The organism is Nonomuraea sp. NPDC002799, from assembly GCF_053592075.1.
The window spans coordinates 39,876-56,335 of record NZ_JBSFVA010000020.1; the positions used below are offsets into that span (position 1 = coordinate 39,876).

Below are 16,460 nucleotides of genomic sequence, written 5' to 3' on the forward strand. Positions count from 1 at the left end.
TGGCCCACGCGTCCCGCGAAGTGGGTATACCTCCGAGTAACAGAATCGTATTCTGTCGTGCACGACACCTGCTGGGAGGCGGCCGATGCAGCGAGACCTCTTCGACGAGGAGCACCTGCTCTTCAGGGAGACCGTGCGCGAGTTCATGACCCGAGAGGTCGTGCCGCACCACGCGCAGTGGGAGAAGGCCGGCATCGTCCCCCGCGAGGTGTGGAAGAAGGCCGGCGAGCTGGGCATGTTCGGGTTCGGGGTGCCCGAGGAGTACGGCGGCGCCGGGGTCAAGGACTTCCGGTTCAACGCGGTCATCGTCGAGGAGATCATCAGGAGTGCCGCGTCGGGGCTCGGTTTCTCGCTGCACAACGACGTCATGGCGCCGTACGTCGTGGAGCTGACCGACGACGCGCAGAAGCGGCGGTGGTTGCCCGGGTTCGTCAGCGGTGAGCTGATCACGGCCATCGCGATGAGCGAGCCGGGCGCCGGCAGCGACCTGCAGGGCATCAGGACCACGGCCGCCCGCGAGGGCGATCACTATGTCGTCAACGGGCAGAAGACGTTCATCACCAACGGCATCAACGCCGACCTCGTGGTCGTGGTGGCCAAGACCGATCCGCAGGCGGGCGCCAGAGGGACGACGCTGCTCGTCGTGGAGCGCGGCATGGAGGGGTTCGGCCGCGGCCGCAACCTGGACAAGGTCGGCATGAAGGCGCAGGACACCGCCGAGCTGTTCTTCGAGAACGTCCGCGTGCCCGTCGCCAACCGCCTCGGCCCGAACGACGGCGAAGGCTTCTTCCAGCTCATGGCCAACCTGCCGCAGGAGCGCCTGTCGATCGCGGTGGCGGCGGTGGCCGCGGCCGAGACCGTCCTTGAGCAGACCATCGAGTACTGCAAGACCCGCCAGGCCTTCGGCCGGAACATCGGCTCGTTCCAGAACACCCGCTTCGTCCTGGCGGAGCTGGCCACCGAGACCGAGATCGCCCGCCACTACGTCGACAAGTGCATCCGCGCGCTCAACGCCGAGCAGCTCACCGTGGTGGACGCGGCCAAGGCCAAGTGGTGGACGACCGAGTTGCAGAACAAGGTCATCGACCGCTGCCTGCAGCTGCACGGCGGGTACGGCTACATGATGGAGTACCCCGTCGCCAGGGCCTGGCTGGACAGCCGCGTCCAGACGATCTACGGCGGCACCACCGAGATCATGAAGGAGATCATCGGGCGGTCCTTCGGGTTCTGATCGCACCCGCGCGGGAGGGGCCCGACACCGCATACTGGACAACATGTACGGCGGCCTGATCCTCCTGGTCTTCCTGGCGTTGCTGTTCGCCTGGTTGCTCAATCGTGTGCGCCGGGCGCTGCGCCTGGGCCCTGTCGGCTATGCCGGCGTGATGATCGTGTTCGTCATCGCCATGCTGCTCGTCTGGGGCCAGACCATGCGCTAGCGCCGTGGCTCCCCCAGCGGCCGGACGGCGGCACCCGGGCCGGGACGGTTAGGCTTCCGTGCGTGATCATCCCCGAATCCGCGCGTATCGCCCCTTCCGGGCGGGCCCGCGCCGTGTGCGCCGATGGAGGCTGACACGCGGCCGGCGACCGGCTCGTTGTGGCGGGACCGCGACTTCCTGATCTTCTGGGGCGCGCAGACGCTGTCGGTGGCGGGCGACTCGTTCGCGCTCATCGCGGTGCCCCTCCTGATCCTGAACGCCACCGGCTCCGTCGCCCAGATGGGCCTGCTCACCGGCGTGTCCGGGGCGGCGGCGGTGCTCGCCGGAGTGTTCGCCGGGGTGCTCGCCGACCGGGTCGACCGGCGCCGGCTGCTCATCGCCTGCGACGTCATCCGGCTCCTCCTCTACGTGACGATCCCCGTGGTCTGGGCCTTCGGCGAGCAGGTCTGGCTCCTGTACGCGGTGCTGCCGATGGCCGCGGCCGTGGGCATGGTCTTCCAGGTCACCTACGTGGCCGCGGTCCGCGGGCTGGCCGGCGAGAGCCGCGTCACCGAGGCCAACGGCATGCTGTACGCCACCGCCGCCGCGACGGGCGTCCTCGGCCCCAGCCTCGCCGGGGTGCTCGCCGGCCACTTCGGCACGACCGCCGCCATCGCCATCAACGCCGGCAGCTTCGGGGTGTCCGCGATCGGCGTCCTGCTGACCCGCGCCTCCCGGTACGCCATCGAGGCCGCCGAGCCGGTGGACCCCGCTCCGTCGAAACGGCCGTGGCGGGAGTTGCTGGCCGGGGCGGAGTTCCTGCTCCGGCACCCGGTGCTGCGGACGTTGACCATCTTGTTGTCGTTCTTCATCTTCATGACGCTCGGGCTCACGGACATCGTGATCTACCGGCTCAAGCACGACCTCGGCCAGGAGGACTCCGTGGTCGGCGTCGTGCTGGGCGTGGGGGCGGCCGGCACGATGATCGGCTCGATCCTGGTGGCCCGGATGCGGCGGGCCCTCGGCTTCGGGCCGCTGTGGATCGGCGCGCAGGTGGCGGCGGGGCTCGCCATCCTCGGCCTCGGGCTCGCCGGCTCCGTGTGGAGCGTGGCCGCCATCATGGCCCTCTACCTGGCCTGCGTCAGCGTGGGCGGCATCTGCTCCATGTCGCTGCGGCAGCAGGTGACACCCGCCCACCTGCTGGGCCGGGTGACGTCGGCGTTCTGGACGATCCACTTCTCGCTCGGGCCGGTGGGCGCGGCCGTGCTCGGCTGGGCCGCCGCGCGTCATGGCGCGACGGCGGTGTTCGTCCTGGCCGGCGCGTCCTGCCTGGTGCTGGCGCTGGTCGCGCTGGCCACGCCCGTACGACAACGCCACCCCGAACGCGCCTGACCTTCAAAACGCAGCACGAGCGTGCCTGACCTCAGGATTGAGCGGTTGAGGCCAGGATGACGCGCGCCACGAGCTCGGGATCGTCGCTCATCGGCACGTGACCGCAGCCCTTCAGCAGCTTGACCCGCTGCCCCGACCACCGGGCCGCGCGCACGGCCTGGCGGCGCGGCAGGAGCCGGTCGTGCTCGCCCCACGCGATCGTGATCGGCGACTTGGGCGGGGCGGGCGGCATCAGCCCGGCGAACGACTCCAGCGTCTCGTCGAAGCCGGTCGCCGCGCCGAGCGCCTGGGTGGCGGCCACCAGCGCGGCGGGCTCCAGCCTGGACGGGTGGGCGACCAGGATCCCGCCGGACAGGGCGCGCAGGACCGGATTCTCGGCCGTCCGCAGCGCCTGCTCCGGCGGCAGCGCCCGGGCCGAGGCACGCAGCGCGCGCAACATCGACCGGCAGTAGACCAGCTCGGCGCGTGACCAGAAGCCCGCGGGCGACAGCGCGGTGGCCGTGCGGACCAGGCCGCGCGCGGCCAGCTCAAGGGCGATGTAGCCGCCGAGCGAGTTGCCCGCCACGTGCGGCTCGCGCACGCCCAGCAGCGCGCAGAACGACTCGACCGCGTCGGCCAGCGACTCCGCCGTGTAGGGGATGCCGTCGGGCAGCCCCCTCGACCTGCCGAAGCCCGGCAGGTCGAGCGCGATCACCGTGTGCGAGACGGCCAGCCGATCCAGCACCGGCGACCATCCCTGCCAGTGGTGGCCGATGCCGTGGACGAGGATCAGCGGGTCGCCGCTGCCCCGGCGTTCGAAGGCCAGCTCCATGGCGCCAGTGAATCATTCACCTGCCGCGCGTGGGAATCTCGAACCAGACCGCTTTGCCTTCCCTGGTAGGTCTCGACCCCCAACGCCTGGCGAGCTGATCCACCAGGTAGAGGCCGCGGCCGCCCTCGTCGTTCTCCCCCGCGCTGCGGATCCGCGGCAGGCGCAGGTCCTGGTCGAACACCTCGACCCAGACCGCCTCCTCGCCTCTGCGCAGCCGCAGCGTGAACTCCTTGTCGCCGACCACCTCGTCCTCGAAGCCCGGCACGTCCCAGGACTCCTCGAACGGCAGCGGCGGGCCCTCCACGACCAGCTCCCTGCGCGGCACGGTGGCGGTGGCCGCGTGCAGCACGACGTTGGTCACGACCTCGGAGACGAGCAGGCAGGCGAGCTCGGCCCGCTCATCCGGCACGTTCCAGCCCGAGAACGCCTCGGCGGCCATCCGGCGCGCCTCGCCCACCATGATCGGCTGAGCCGGGAAGGTGCGCTCCTCGACGTCGAGGTCCACGTCGCTGGAGCGGACGACCAGGATCGCCATGTCGTCGTCGATCTCGCCGGGCACCGCGACCGTGGCGACTTCGGCGACACGCTCGACCTCGGCGTCGGAGATCTTGGCGAGCTTGTCGCAGAGCACGCCGAGCGTCTCCTCCTCGCTCGGCATCCGGCCGTCGCGGCCGGGACGGCGGTCGATCAGGCCGTCGGTGTAGAGGAGCAGCGCCGCGCCCGGTGGCAGGGTGCGGGTCTCCTCCTTGTAGACCAGGTCGGCGTGCATGCCCTTGGCGCGCACCCCGAGCGGCTGGCCGACCTCCTCGATGTCGAGCTCGACGCACTGGCCGTCGACCAGCAGCAGCGGCGGCGCGTGGCCCGCGTTGGCGAAGGAGAGCTGGCGCGACCAGGCGTCGTAGACGAGGTATTGGCAGGTCACGATGGGCGGGATGCTGACCTCGGCGCCGTTGTCGTCGTGCTCGGGGGTGGCGATGATGCGCGTCCACTCGTCGAGCCTGGCGAGGATGTCGGCGGGCGACTTGTCGTCCTGCGCGAAGGCCCGCAGCGCCGCCCTGAGCTGGCCCATGATGGCGGCCGCCTTGGCGCCCCTGCCCTCGACGTCGCCGATCACGATGCCGACGCGGCCCGCCGAGAGCGGGATCACGTCGTACCAGTCGCCGCCCACCTGGGTCTGGATGCCCTGGCCGTGGGAGACCAGCGGGGCGGCCGGGTAGTAGCGCACCGCGATCTGCAGGCCGTCGAGCTGCGGCAGCGCCCGGGGCAGGAGGTGCTTCTGAAACGACTCCGCCGTGTGGCGCTCCTCCTCGAACAGCAGCGCGTTGTCGATCGCCAGCGCGACCCGGGTGGCGATGGCTCCCACGAAGTCGCGGTCGAAGGCGTCGTAGTGGGGGCTACGGCGGTCGGTGAGGTTGGACAGGCCGAGATACATCAGCCCCAGCGTCTCGCCGCGCACCAGCAGCGGGGCGACGATGGCCGAGGTCATGCCGATCTCGCCGCACAACCGCGCGCTGCCCTCGGCGGTGGCGGGGAAGCTGCTGGTGGAGAAGTCCTCGACGAGGATGGTCTCCTGGCGTCTGAGTGCGGTGTCGGCGTAGTGGCCGGCGGGGTAGCGGATCTCCGCGCCCACCGGCTTCCATGTTCCCGACGGCGGCGTCCACCCCTGTACGTGCTGAGAGACCCGGCGTACGAGTCGGTCGCCCTCCATCAGCTCGATGAAGCAGTGGTCGGCGAACTGCGGGATCAGCATCTCGGCGACGCGCTTGAGCGTCTCCTCGACGTAGAGGGAGCCGGCCAGCCGCTCGCCGATGCGCTCCAGCAGCCCGAAGCGGTCCTTCTCGCGCTCGTTGCTGCGCAGCGCCTCGCGGGCCAGGATGACGATGCCCGTCACCGAGCCCGACGAGTGGCGCAGCGGCACGGCCTGGGCGCGGACGTAGACGATCGTGCCGTCCACCCGCTTGACGTCGAACGTGCCCTCCCACACGCCGCCCTTGAGCACGTGCTTGGCCAGCTCGATCGCCAGCGGATGGTCCTTCTCCATGATCCCGAGGGACAGGACGGACGTGTCACGCGTGGACGACCTGTCCGGGCGGCCGAAGAGTTTCTCGGCGAACGGGTTCCAGTAGAGGAGATTGCTGAAACGGTCGGTGACGACCACCGCCATCTCGGCGTGATCGAGCACTGACCCGGCAGAAAGGTGATCAGCCGCTTCTGGTGACACATCCCCCCATCGCTTCATCCGGAGACCACTCCTCGGGGTGGCGTGCCAGCAAGACGGACCACGGGCGCTCCTGCAACAGTCTTGGCCAGGGGAGAGTGGAGGGCCTCCCAAGAGGGATTCAACCAAGTAGCTGCGCGCGCGTCAGCGCTTGGAGACAAAAACGTGCGCGGCGACATCGCGCGGAAGCTCCGCGGGAGTGTCGTCACCATCACCGTCACCTGTCACCCGCACACCGTCGTCGCTCGCCGCGAGCGTCACCTCGCGTCCGGGTTGTATCCCAACTTGCTTGAGTTTAAGCATCACAGCAGGATCGCTTTGCACTTGTTCACTAATTCGCCGCACGACCACCGGGATGTCCCTCGGCCCCGCCAGATCCGACATGGAGGTCAGCACGTTGGCGCCACCCTCCGCGGCCTCCTTGGCACCCAGCTCGCCCAGCCCGGGAATGGGGTTGCCATGCGGGCAGACGGTGGGGTTGTCGAGCAGCGTCACCAGGCGCGCCTCGACGGACTCGGACATGACGTGCTCCCAGCGGCACGCCTCGATGTGCACCTCTTCCCAGGGCATGCCGATCACCTGGGTCAACAGGCATTCGGCGAGCCGGTGCTTGCGCATCACGCGGGTGGCGAGCGTGCGGCCCAGGTCGGTCATCGACAGATGGCGGTCACCCTCGACGCGGACCAGCCCGTCACGCTCCATGCGGGCGACGGTCTGGCTCACCGTGGGGCCGCTCTGCGCCAGGCGCTCGGCGATCCGGGCGCGAAGGGGGACGATGCCCTCCTCTTCGAGCTCGTAAATCGTGCGGAGATACATCTCCGTCGTGTCGATCAGGCCGTGTGCGGTCAAGGCAGTCCTCCTAACTGAATGTTACGTCGGTAGTGGCGGGGACTGCGCCCGTCCGCAGCGGGCACAGGGGATACAAGAACCTTATTGGGAGAACGGCCGGCGATGTTTAAGGTCGGCAACAACGGGGTGGCCGAGTTCCTTCCCGTTCCTTCCCGTCGAGATCGATCGTGACTTGCCCCAGCCCGCCGCGAGGGCGTGACCGCCGGGGAGCGCTCCTTCGCCGGCTCCCGCAAAGCCGAATTTCGGACAGAAGCCCGCGAGGGGGTCACCGCCCCCGGTAGTTCCTGAAGCGCGCCACCGACAGGCCGACGGCCAGCACCGCGACGGCGCACGCGATCCCGCCGCCCACCCACGCCCCGGCCACCCCGAACGCCGTCGCGGTCGCCCCGGCCCGCAGGTCCCCCAGGCGCGGCCCGCCCGCCACGACCACCATGAACGCCCCCTGCATCCGCCCCCGCATCTCGTCAGGCGCGTACAACTGCAGGATCGACTGCCGCCACACCGAGGAGAAGACGTCCGCCATCCCGCCGACGGCCAGGAACGCGACCACCAGCCACAACTCCTGCGCGAACCCGGCGGCGGCCACGGCCAGGCCCCAGACGGCGATGACGATCACCAGCGCGACGCCCTGCCGCGACACCCGCCCCACCCAGCCGGAGAACAGCGCGCCGGCGACGGAGCCGATGGCCATCGCGGAGTTCAGCCAGCCGAGCGCCAGTGTGGAGCCGCCGAACCGCTCGGCGGCCAGCTCGGGGAAGAGCGCCCGCGGCATGGCGAACACCATCGCGATGATGTCGACCACGAACGACATCAGCAACACCGGGCTCCTCAGGATGAAACTGAGCCCTTCCAGCACGGCCCGCGCGCCTGGACGCCTCACCGCGCCCAGCGGAGGCAGTGCGGGCAATCTCAGGGCCGCGTAGAGGCTGCCGGTGAAGAGCAGGGCGTCCATCCCGTACGCCGCCGCGTACCCGCCCCAGTGCAGCGCGACCGCGCCGATCATCGGTCCGGCCACCGCGCCGATGCTGTAGACCAGCGAGTTGAGCGCGTTGGCCGCCGGCACCAGCCCCGCCTCCATGATCCGGGGGATGATGGCTCCCCTGGTCGGACCGGTGATGGCGAAGCCGGTGGCGTTCAGCGCGACGGCGCCGAAGATCAGCCAGATGTTCCGCAGGTCGAGCAGCGCCTGGACGAGGATGCACAGGGTGGCCGCCCAGGCGATGAGCGAGCCCCCGATGAGCAGCTTGCGCCGGTCCACCGCGTCGGCGACCGCCCCGCCCCACAGGCCGAAGACCACCAGCGGGATCAGGTTGGCCATGCCCAGCAGGCCGACCCAGAGCGAGGAGCCGGTGAGCTGCCACACCTGCTGCCCGACGACGACCACGGTCGCGCCGACGCCGACGTGGGACACGGCCTGACCGAGCCAGATCCGCCGGTAGGCGGGCACGCTCAGCGGCCGGGTGTCCACCAGATGACGTTTGACCAGCTCCGCGAATGCCACCTAAGGCACATTAGGGTGCAAGTCTCTCCAGGACCCAGCCGGGTCGCGTCCGCCGGTAGCGGAGCCGGTCGTGCATCCTGTCGAGCTGCCCCTGCCAGAACTCGATCTCGGCCGGGACCACGCGGAACCCGCCCCAGAACTCCGGCACGGGCGGATCCTCCGGCCAGCGGGCGGCCAGCTCCTCGTAGCGGGCCTCCAGCTCCTCCCTGGACCGCACGACGGCCGACTGCCGCGAGGCCCAGGCGCCGATGCGGGAGCCGTAGGGACGCGACTCGAAGTATTCGGCCGACTCCGCGTGGGAGATGCGGTAGACCGCGCCCTCGACGCGCACCTGGCGGCGGATCGGATGCCAGGGGAACAGCAGGGACGCGCGGGCGTTCTCGGCCAGGTCGCGGCCCTTGCGCGACTCGTAGTTGGTGTAGAAGACGAATCCGCGTTCGTCATAGCCCTTGAGCAGGACCGTCCTGGCGCTGGGCCGGCCTCCGGCGGAGGCGGTGGCCAGGATCATGGCGTTGGGTTCCGGCAGGCCGACGTCGAGCGCCTCCTGGAACCAGGTGGTGAATTGCGCGATGGGGTCGGACGCGAGGTCTGATTCGAGCAACGGCTCGCCCTCGTACGTTCGGCGAAGCCCCGCCAGCAAGGGCGGGCGCGGGGTGGCATCCACGAGACGGTATTCTTGCGCGCTTGTGTGGCGGATCCCACGCACCACCCCCCACCAGCGGGTATGGGCTTATGGCGGGTCCCGAGACCGACCATGAGCCGGCAGGGGGTTAAATTGACCCGCCGGTATCTCGACATCAAGGCATTGCCCAAACATGGCAAGAAGAAAGGGAGGCGGCCGAGCATGTCCGACTTCAAACCCGGACTCGAAGGCGTCGTAGCTTTCGAAACCGAGATCGCGGAACCGGACAAAGAGGGGGGCGCCCTTCGATACCGGGGTGTCGACATCGAAGAGCTGGTCGGCCGTGTCCCGTTCGGGGCCGTATGGGGCCTGCTGGTCGACAACAAGTTCCAGCCGGGCCTTCCGCCGGCGGAGCCGTTCCCCATCCCTGTCCACTCCGGTGACATCCGCGTAGACGTACAGAGCGCACTCGCCATGCTGGCTCCGGCCTATGGCTTCAAGCCGCTGCTCGACATCACCGACGAGGAGGCCCGCGACCAGCTCGCGCGCGCCTCCGTGATGGCTCTTTCGTTCGTCGCGCAGTCCGCGCGCGGGCTCGGCCTGCCGATGGTTCCGCAGAGCCGGGTCGACGAGGCCAAGACCATCGTCGAGCGTTTCATGATCCGCTGGCGCGGTGAGCCTGATCCCAAGCACGTCAAGGCCATCGACGCCTACTGGGCCTCCGCGGCCGAGCACGGCATGAACGCCTCCACCTTCACCGCCCGCGTCATCGCCTCCACCGGCGCCGACGTGGCCGCCGCCCTCTCCGGAGCCGTCGGCGCCATGTCAGGGCCGCTGCACGGCGGCGCCCCGGCCCGCGTGCTGCACATGATCGAGGGCGTGGAGCAGCTCGGCGACGCCAAGAAGTACGTCCAGAGCGAGCTCGACAAGGGCAACCGCCTCATGGGCTTCGGCCACCGCGTCTACCGTGCCGAGGACCCGCGCGCCCGCGTGCTGCGCCGGACCGCCAAGGAGCTCGACGCCCCTCGTTACGAGGTGGCGGCGGCGCTGGAGCAGGCCGCGCTGGAGGAGCTGCACGCGCGCAAGCCCGACCGGGTGCTCGCCACCAACGTGGAATACTGGGCCGCGGTCGTGCTCGACTTCGCCGAGGTCCCGTCCCACATGTTCACCTCGATGTTCACCTGCGCCCGCACCGCGGGCTGGGCGGCGCACGTCCTCGAGCAGAAGCTCACGGGCCGGCTCGTCCGCCCCAGCGCCCACTACATCGGCCCCGCCTCGCGCCCGCTCAGCGAGGTGCCGGGCGCCGACGAGGTCGTCGGCCGGTTCTGATCTCCGTAACGGCTACCGCGCGGCTCGCGCCCGCGGTAGCCGTCTCGTTGTAACGGCTATCGCGTGGCTCGCCCGCGGTAGCCGTTTTCGTGTTCCGGGCACCGTCCCGAGCGGAAAAAGCACTAGGGGAAAGTGCTTCTTGACCGCCTCCTGCCGCGGGATCAGCCTGACCTCAGGCAACCCCCAGACCTCCCGCGAGCGGGTGTGTTCCAGCATGCCGACCGGCCCTGGCACGCGCCCGCCCCCCGTCAGCGGGAGTCAGTAAGGAGGCGGGTCATGCCCGAACACAGTAACGAGCCAAGGTCCGCTCTGACCAGACGCGGTTTCCTCACGAGCGTGGGAGCGGGCGCGGCGCTGACGCTCACTCCCGCCGCGGCGCTCGCCCAGGTCGTGACCGTTCAGGCGGGCGGGCTGGCCACCGCCCCCGACCGGTTCGGCCGCGTCTTCAACCTCTCCCCCTTCGCGGACCTGAACGCGCCCAGCCTCCGGCAGGCCCTCATCGAGATGGGGCGGCCAAGCGGCCTCATCGACGCCAAGGACCCGCTGCAGGAGGGCCCGATCCGGCTGATCACGAACCCCGAGCTCAGCCCGAACAACCTCGACAACGGCACACACACCGCCGGGGTGACGTTCTTCGGGCAGTTCGTCGACCACGACATGACCTTCGACGAGTCCTCCCCGCTCGGCGTGCCGACCCCGCCCGAGCAGTCGCCCAACACCAGGACGCCGGGCCTCGACCTGGACAACCTCTACGGCGGCGGCCCCGCCGCCGACCCGCAGCTCTACGACCCCGCCGACCCCGCCAAGTTCCGGCTGGAGAGCGGCGGCAGGTTCGAGGACCTGCCGCGCCGGGCGAACCGCACCGCCATCATCGCCGACCCGCGCAACGACGAGAACCTGATCATCGCGGGCCTGCACGCCGCCTTCCTGCTGTTCCACAACCGGGTGGTGGACCACCTGCGCGCCCAGGGCCAGCAGGGCAACGTCTTCGAGGCCGCCAGGCAACTGGTCAGGTGGCACTACCAGTGGATCGTGCTCAAGGAGTTCCTGCCGCTGATCATCGGGCCGAGCGTCGTCAACGACATCCTCGCCAACGGGCGGCGTTTCTACCGCCCGGCGGCGGGTCAGCAGTTCATTCCGGTGGAGTTCCAGGGCGCCGCCTACCGGTTCGGGCACAGCATGGTCCGGCCCTCCTACCGGGCCAACCTCGCGGGCAACCCGGACGGCACGGCGTTCTTCGGGTTCATCTTCGACCCGGCGGGACAGGGGCAGAGCGATCCCGTGGACCTGCGCGGCGGCGCCAGGGCGCCCAGGCGCTTCATCGGCTGGCAGACGTTCTTCGACTTCGGCGACGGCCAGGTGCGGCCGAACAAGCGCATCGACAGCAAGATCTCCACCCCGCTGTTCAACCTGCCCCTGGCCGCGATCCCGTCCGCGGACGCGCCGACCTCGCTGGCCCAGCGCAACCTGCTGCGCCACGTCACCTGGTCGATCCCGTCCGGGCAGAACATCGCCCGCGCGATCGGCGTGCCGGCCCTGGAGGCGCAGCACTTCCCCGAGCTGCAGACGATCGGGCACGGCCTGCCCGCCAGCACCCCGCTCTGGTACTACGTGCTCAAGGAGGCCGAGATCCTGGGCGGCGGGCTCAGGCTGGCCGGGGTGGGCGCGCGGATCGTGGGCGAGGTCTTCATCGGGCTGCTGCAGCTCGATCCGGCCTCCTTCCTCGCCGCCAGCCCGTCCTGGCGGCCCACGCTGCCCCGCCGGACGGGCGGCACCGGCGACTTCCGGATGGTGGATCTGCTCACCTTCGCGCGCGTGGATCCGGTCAGCCGGGGCCAGTGAGCCGGGGAACGTTCTCCCTGGTCCCAGATTTCGGTCTCAGATTTCGGACCGCGTGCGAGCCATGCCACCCCGGTCGGTAGGCTCGTCACGTGGCTGACATCGTGATTCCCGCTGACATCAAGCCCGCCGACGGCCGATTCGGCTGCGGGCCCTCGAAGGTTCGCACCGAGCAACTGGCTGCGCTCGCCGCCTCCGGCGCGAGCCTGATGGGCACCTCCCATCGCCAGAAGCCGGTCAAAAACCTGGTCGGCCGCGTGCGCTCCGGACTGTCCGACCTGTTCTCGCTGCCCGAGGGCTATCAGGTCGTGCTCGGCAACGGCGGCACCACCGCGTTCTGGGACATCGCGGCCTTCGGGCTCGTCCGCGACAGGTCGCAGCACCTGTCGTTCGGCGAGTTCTCCTCGAAGTTCGCCACCGTCACCAAGAAGGCGCCGTGGCTCGGCGAGCCGAGCGTCATCACCGCCGAGGTCGGCACCTACCCGACGGCGGTCGCCGAGGACGGCGTGGACGTCTACGCGCTCACCCACAACGAGACCTCGACCGGCGTCGCCATGCCGATCGCCCGCGTCGGCTCCGGCGACTCGCTGGTGCTCGTGGACGCCACCTCCGGCGCCGGCGGCCTGCCCGTCGACATCGCCGAGACCGACGTCTACTACTTCGCCCCGCAGAAGAGCTTCGCCTCCGACGGCGGCCTGTGGATCGCGATCATGTCGCCGCGCGCCCTGGCCAGGGTCGAGGAGATCACCGCGACCGGCCGTTTCGTGCCGGAGTTCTTCAGCCTGCCCGTCGCGATCGACAACTCCGCCAAGGACCAGACCTACAACACCCCGTCCGTGGCCACGCTGTTCCTGCTGGCCGACCAGCTCGACTGGATGAACGGCAACGGCGGCCTGGCCTGGACCACCGCCCGCACGGCCGACTCCAGCCAGCGGCTCTACACCTGGGCCGAGAAGTCCGCCTTCGCCGCGCCGTTCGCCGCGCCCGAGTTCCGCTCGCAGGTGGTCGGCACGATCGACTTCACCGACAACGTCGACGCGGCGGCGGTGGCCAAGGTGTTGCGGGCCAACGGCATCGTCGACACCGAGCCCTACCGCAAGCTGGGCCGCAACCAGCTCCGCGTCGCGATGTTCCCGGCCATCGACCCGGCCGACGTCGAGGCGCTGACGAGCTGCGTCGACTACGTGGTCGAGCGTCTTTGACCCGTCCTGCGCGACAGCTCTCTCAGGAGCGCGAGCGCGTCGTCGTCCGCCACGGCGTCGGCGAACCTGGCCAGCACCGGCAGCCTGTCGGTGCTGGCTTCGAGCACTTCGAGCATGAGGCCGGCGACGTGCTCGTCCCGCTGCAGGACCACGGCGTAGCGAAAGGCGTTGCGGTACGGCGTGCGGACGAGCAGGCCCTTGCGCAGCAGCCGCTCCGCCACGGTCTGCACCGTGGTGTAGGCGAGCTCGCGGTCCTCGTTGAGCTTGACCAGCAGCTCGCGCACCCGCATCGGTTTCCCGGCATCCCACAGCACGTCCATGATCGCGTGCTCCAGGGATCCCAGGTGCGCCAACTGACCGACATCCTTCCGGATCGATTAGTAGGAAACATTCTTGCCCGAAAACCCCCCATTCGGCCAGGGGACAGCCAGGCCCAAGCACCTCGGCCACCTCATGTTCGCCAGCCGCTGGCTGCAGGTCCCGCTCTACTTAGGGCTGGTCGCGGCCCAGGCGGTCTACGTCTGGCAGTTCGGCGTGGAGCTCTGGCACCTGATCGCGACGGTGTTCCTGCACACCGAGCCCGTGTCGTCGGCGAGCGCTCCGCCCGAGGTCGTGGTCATGCTGACGGTCCTGGCCCTGATCGACGTGGTGATGATCTCCAATCTGCTGATCATGGTGATCATCGGGGGATATGAGACGTTCGTCTCGCGGATCAACATCAACGGCCATCCCGACGAGCCGGAGTGGCTCTCGCACGTCAACGCCAACGTGCTGAAGGTCAAGCTGGCCACGGCCATCATCGGCATCTCGTCGGTGCACCTGCTGCAGACGTTCATCCGGGCCCAGAGCACGCCGAACGACAAGATCATGTGGCAGACGATCATTCATCTGGCGTTCGTGGTCTCGGCCGTCGGCCTGGCCCTCATCGACCGCCTGCTGTCCGGCTCACCGGCGGAGCGCACGCGCCCGCATCCGCCCGCTCAGTAGGCGAGCGGCTGCTCCCGCTTCCTCCGCCGCAACACCCAGCCGGCCACCACGCCGCCGATGAGGCCGAACAGGTGCCCCTGCCACGAGATGCCCACCTGGTTGGGCAGCAGGCCCGTGAGGATGCCGTAGAAGGCGATGCCCACGCCGACGGCGATGACGACGTCGACGATGCGGCGGTCGAACAGGCCCCGGGCCAGGATGTAGCCGAAGTAGCCGAAGACCAGGCCGCTGGCCCCGATCGTGATGACGCCGGGGCTCGACACCCACGTGCCGATGCCGCCGATCAGGATGATGATCAGGCTGGCCCAGAGGAACTTGCCGATGTCGCGCAGGCCGGCCAGGAAGCCGAGGATCAGCAGCGGCAGGGAGTTGGCCATCAGGTGACCGAAGCCGCCGTGCAGGAAGGGCGCGAACAGGATGCCGACCAGCCCGTCGGGGTCCCAGCCGACGATGCCGTAGCGGTCGAGGGCGCCGTCGGCCAGGTAATCGACGACTTCGAGCGCCCACATGACGGCGAGCATGGCCACCACGATGATGAGGGCGCTCAGCGCGCCGGTCAGCAGGGTACCGGCGCCGCGCTTGGCGGACTCGAACCTGGAACCCGAATGCTCGCTCATGCGCTCTCCCGGTAGATCGTCGCCTCTCTTTTACCGTACGCAGGAAGAGTTATGCGTGCGCTAAGGAAAGCCCTCCCGTTTCATGAGAAAACGGGAGGGATCGGCTGACGGGCTACTCGCCCTTCCACTGAGGCTGGCGCTTCTCCGCGAAGGCGGCGGCACCCTCCATGGCGTCCTTCGAGGCGAAGATCGGCTGGATGATCGCGCCCTGCTTCTCGAACATCTCCTCCAGCGACCAGTCCTGCGACTCGATGACCACCCGCTTGGTGGCGGCGAGCGCCAGCGGGGCGTTGGCCGCGATCTTCCCGGCCAGCTCGACGGCCCCGTCCAGGGCCGTGCCCGGCTCGGCGATCCGGTTGACCAGGCCCAGCTCGTAGAGCCGGGCGGCCGGATAGTGGTCGCCGGTCAGCGCCATCTCCATGGCCACGTGGTACGGGATCCGGCGCGGCAACCGCATGATGCCGCCCGCGCCCGCCACGAGCCCGCGCTTGGGCTCCGGCAACCCGAACTTCGACTCCGACGACGCCACGATGATGTCGCACGCCAGCGCCAGCTCGAACCCGCCCGCCAGCGCGTAACCCTCCACGGCGGCGACCAGCGGCTTCTTCGGCGGCGACTCGGTCAGGCCGCCGAACCCGCGGCCCGCGACGATCGGGAAGTCGCCGGACAGGAAGCCCTTCAGGTCCATCCCCGCACAGAAGGTGCCACCGGCACCGGTCAGAACATAAGCCGAAATGTCAGGCCGGCCATCGAGCGCGTCCAGCGCCTCGGCGATGCCCCTGGCCACCGCACCGTTGACCGCGTTGCGGGCCTTGGGGCGGTTGATCGTGATGATCGCGACGTTCCCGGACTCCTCGACGAGCACTTCGTCAGACACGAAACCTCACTTGGGCTGGAAGCGGATGCCGCCGTCGAAGCGGACGACCTCGGCGTTCATGTAGTCGTTCTCTACCAGGGACCTGACCAGGTGCGCGAACTCGCCGGCCCGGCCCATGCGCTTGGGGAACACCACCGGGGCCACCAGCTTGGTCTTGAACTCGTCGGCGTTGGCCGAGAAGCCGTAGATGGGGGTGTCGATGATGCCGGGGCAGATCGTGTTGACCCGCACGCCGATCGCCGCCAGGTCGCGCGCCGCCGGAACGGTCATGCCCACGATCCCGCCCTTGGAGGCGGAGTACGCGAGCTGCCCGGTCTGTCCCTCCAGCGCCGCCACGGACGCCGTGTTGATCACCACGCCGCGCTGCCCGTCCTCGTCGGCCGGCTCGGTCTTGGCGATGGCGGCCGCCGCGATGCGCATGAGGTTGAACGTGCCGATCAGGTTGACCTCGATCACCTTGCGGAAGGTGGCCGGGTTGTGCGGGCTGCCGTCACGGTTGACCGTGCGCTCGGCCCAGCCGATGCCCGCGCTGTTGACGACCACGCGCAGCGGCTTGCCGGTGGCCACGGCGGCGTCCACGGCCGCCTGCACCTGCGCGTCGTCCGACACGTCCGTCCTGGCGAACACGCCGCCGATCTCGTCGGCCACGGCCTTGCCGCGCTCCTCGTTGAGGTCGGCGATGACCACGGTGGCACCGGCCCTGGCCAGCTCGCGGGCCGTGGCTTCACCCAGGCCGCTGGCGCCGCCGGAAACTATTGCTGCAGATCCGTTCACGTCCATATCCCGGACCCTAACCTGGGA

16 protein-coding genes are annotated in these 16,460 nt (G+C 69.8%); 7 read left to right on the forward strand and 9 right to left on the reverse strand.

Features of this window, described 5'->3' with window-relative positions:
* Nucleotides 1-85 precede the first annotated feature (85 nt).
* The 3 genes from ACWD0F_RS31140 to ACWD0F_RS31150 all read left to right on the forward strand — a co-directional run bounded on the left by ACWD0F_RS31140 (nucleotide 86) and on the right by ACWD0F_RS31150 (nucleotide 2,807).
* Nucleotides 86-1,231 carry an acyl-CoA dehydrogenase family protein gene (locus ACWD0F_RS31140; RefSeq protein WP_449881585.1) on the forward strand — a complete coding sequence of 382 codons (1,146 nt, stop codon included), beginning with the start codon at nucleotides 86-88 and terminating at the stop codon, nucleotides 1,229-1,231.
* A gap of 43 nt (nucleotides 1,232-1,274) precedes the next feature.
* Nucleotides 1,275-1,436 carry a hypothetical protein gene (locus ACWD0F_RS31145; protein ID WP_449881588.1) on the forward strand — a complete coding sequence of 54 codons (162 nt, stop codon included), beginning with the start codon at nucleotides 1,275-1,277 and terminating at the stop codon, nucleotides 1,434-1,436.
* Nucleotides 1,437-1,559: 123 nt separating this feature from the next.
* Nucleotides 1,560-2,807: an MFS transporter gene (locus tag ACWD0F_RS31150; protein WP_449881590.1), complete on the forward strand. Its 1,248-nt coding sequence runs from the start codon at nucleotides 1,560-1,562 to the stop codon at nucleotides 2,805-2,807.
* Between the two features lie 31 nt (nucleotides 2,808-2,838).
* Here the strand turns inward: ACWD0F_RS31150 and ACWD0F_RS31155 are convergent, their stop codons facing one another.
* The 5 genes from ACWD0F_RS31155 to pdxH all read right to left on the reverse strand — a co-directional run bounded on the left by ACWD0F_RS31155 (nucleotide 2,839) and on the right by pdxH (nucleotide 8,850).
* Complete coding sequence (locus ACWD0F_RS31155) at nucleotides 2,839-3,618, reverse strand: alpha/beta fold hydrolase (RefSeq protein WP_449881592.1); 780 nt, start codon at nucleotides 3,616-3,618, stop codon at nucleotides 2,839-2,841.
* Nucleotides 3,619-3,634: 16 nt separating this feature from the next.
* Entirely contained in the window at nucleotides 3,635-5,857 is a 2,223-nt protein-coding gene (locus ACWD0F_RS31160) for a SpoIIE family protein phosphatase (protein ID WP_449881596.1), read from the reverse strand.
* A 123-nt stretch (nucleotides 5,858-5,980) separates the two neighbouring features.
* Complete coding sequence (locus tag ACWD0F_RS31165) at nucleotides 5,981-6,685, reverse strand: metal-dependent transcriptional regulator (RefSeq protein ID WP_449881598.1); 705 nt, start codon at nucleotides 6,683-6,685, stop codon at nucleotides 5,981-5,983.
* Between the two features lie 265 nt (nucleotides 6,686-6,950).
* Nucleotides 6,951-8,186 carry an MFS transporter gene (locus ACWD0F_RS31170; RefSeq protein ID WP_449881600.1) on the reverse strand — a complete coding sequence of 412 codons (1,236 nt, stop codon included), beginning with the start codon at nucleotides 8,184-8,186 and terminating at the stop codon, nucleotides 6,951-6,953.
* Between the two features lie 10 nt (nucleotides 8,187-8,196).
* The gene (gene pdxH, locus ACWD0F_RS31175) at nucleotides 8,197-8,850 is read right to left on the reverse strand and encodes a pyridoxamine 5'-phosphate oxidase (RefSeq protein WP_449881603.1); all 654 of its coding nucleotides are present in this window, start codon (nucleotides 8,848-8,850) and stop codon (nucleotides 8,197-8,199) included.
* Between the two features lie 180 nt (nucleotides 8,851-9,030).
* Here pdxH and ACWD0F_RS31180 point away from each other — a divergent pair, with 180 nt between their 5' ends.
* From ACWD0F_RS31180 to serC, 3 genes are all read left to right on the forward strand, one after another.
* Entirely contained in the window at nucleotides 9,031-10,137 is a 1,107-nt protein-coding gene (locus ACWD0F_RS31180) for a citrate synthase 2 (RefSeq protein WP_449881606.1), read from the forward strand.
* A 276-nt stretch (nucleotides 10,138-10,413) separates the two neighbouring features.
* Nucleotides 10,414-11,979, forward strand: coding sequence for a peroxidase family protein (locus ACWD0F_RS31185; RefSeq protein ID WP_449881609.1), 1,566 nt, complete (start codon nucleotides 10,414-10,416; stop codon nucleotides 11,977-11,979).
* Nucleotides 11,980-12,068: 89 nt separating this feature from the next.
* Nucleotides 12,069-13,178, forward strand: a complete 1,110-nt coding sequence (serC, locus tag ACWD0F_RS31190; protein WP_449881612.1) for a phosphoserine transaminase — start codon at nucleotides 12,069-12,071, stop codon at nucleotides 13,176-13,178.
* Here serC and ACWD0F_RS31195 read toward each other — a convergent pair.
* The gene (locus tag ACWD0F_RS31195; protein ID WP_449881614.1) at nucleotides 13,157-13,531 is read right to left on the reverse strand and encodes a BlaI/MecI/CopY family transcriptional regulator; all 375 of its coding nucleotides are present in this window, start codon (nucleotides 13,529-13,531) and stop codon (nucleotides 13,157-13,159) included. The two genes, serC and ACWD0F_RS31195, sit on opposite strands and share 22 nt — an antisense overlap.
* 40 nt (nucleotides 13,532-13,571) lie before the next feature.
* On the opposite strand from ACWD0F_RS31195, the gene ACWD0F_RS31200 reads away from it, so the two are divergent.
* Nucleotides 13,572-14,165: a TIGR00645 family protein gene (locus tag ACWD0F_RS31200; protein WP_449881617.1), complete on the forward strand. Its 594-nt coding sequence runs from the start codon at nucleotides 13,572-13,574 to the stop codon at nucleotides 14,163-14,165.
* Here the strand turns inward: ACWD0F_RS31200 and ACWD0F_RS31205 are convergent.
* From ACWD0F_RS31205 to ACWD0F_RS31215, 3 genes are all read right to left on the reverse strand, one after another.
* A complete protein-coding gene (locus ACWD0F_RS31205) occupies nucleotides 14,159-14,782 on the reverse strand; it encodes a rhomboid family intramembrane serine protease (RefSeq protein WP_449881620.1) in 624 nt (207 codons plus the stop codon). The genes ACWD0F_RS31200 and ACWD0F_RS31205 overlap by 7 nt on opposite strands.
* Before the next feature lie 112 nt (nucleotides 14,783-14,894).
* Nucleotides 14,895-15,659: a crotonase/enoyl-CoA hydratase family protein gene (locus ACWD0F_RS31210; RefSeq protein WP_449881622.1), complete on the reverse strand. Its 765-nt coding sequence runs from the start codon at nucleotides 15,657-15,659 to the stop codon at nucleotides 14,895-14,897.
* Nucleotides 15,660-15,665: 6 nt separating this feature from the next.
* Nucleotides 15,666-16,439 (reverse strand): SDR family NAD(P)-dependent oxidoreductase, encoded by a 774-nt coding sequence (locus ACWD0F_RS31215; RefSeq protein ID WP_449881625.1) that lies wholly within the window; start codon nucleotides 16,437-16,439, stop codon nucleotides 15,666-15,668.
* Between the last annotated feature and the right edge of the window lie 21 nt (nucleotides 16,440-16,460).

What these genes read in the sequence shown, in the direction of transcription:
- ACWD0F_RS31140 (WP_449881585.1), top strand. Translation starts at nt 86, where the DNA reads ATGCAGCGAGACCTCTTCGACGAGGAGCACCTGCTCTTCAGGGAGACC.
- ACWD0F_RS31145 (WP_449881588.1), top strand. Translation starts at nt 1,275, where the DNA reads ATGTACGGCGGCCTGATCCTCCTGGTCTTCCTGGCGTTGCTGTTCGCC.
- ACWD0F_RS31150 (WP_449881590.1), top strand. Translation starts at nt 1,560, where the DNA reads ATGGAGGCTGACACGCGGCCGGCGACCGGCTCGTTGTGGCGGGACCGC.
- ACWD0F_RS31155 (WP_449881592.1), bottom strand. Translation starts at nt 3,618, where the DNA reads ATGGAGCTGGCCTTCGAACGCCGGGGCAGCGGCGACCCGCTGATCCTC.
- ACWD0F_RS31160 (WP_449881596.1), bottom strand. Translation starts at nt 5,857, where the DNA reads ATGAAGCGATGGGGGGATGTGTCACCAGAAGCGGCTGATCACCTTTCT.
- ACWD0F_RS31180 (WP_449881606.1), top strand. Translation starts at nt 9,031, where the DNA reads ATGTCCGACTTCAAACCCGGACTCGAAGGCGTCGTAGCTTTCGAAACC.
- ACWD0F_RS31185 (WP_449881609.1), top strand. Translation starts at nt 10,414, where the DNA reads ATGCCCGAACACAGTAACGAGCCAAGGTCCGCTCTGACCAGACGCGGT.
- ACWD0F_RS31205 (WP_449881620.1), bottom strand. Translation starts at nt 14,782, where the DNA reads ATGAGCGAGCATTCGGGTTCCAGGTTCGAGTCCGCCAAGCGCGGCGCC.
- ACWD0F_RS31215 (WP_449881625.1), bottom strand. Translation starts at nt 16,439, where the DNA reads ATGGACGTGAACGGATCTGCAGCAATAGTTTCCGGCGGCGCCAGCGGC.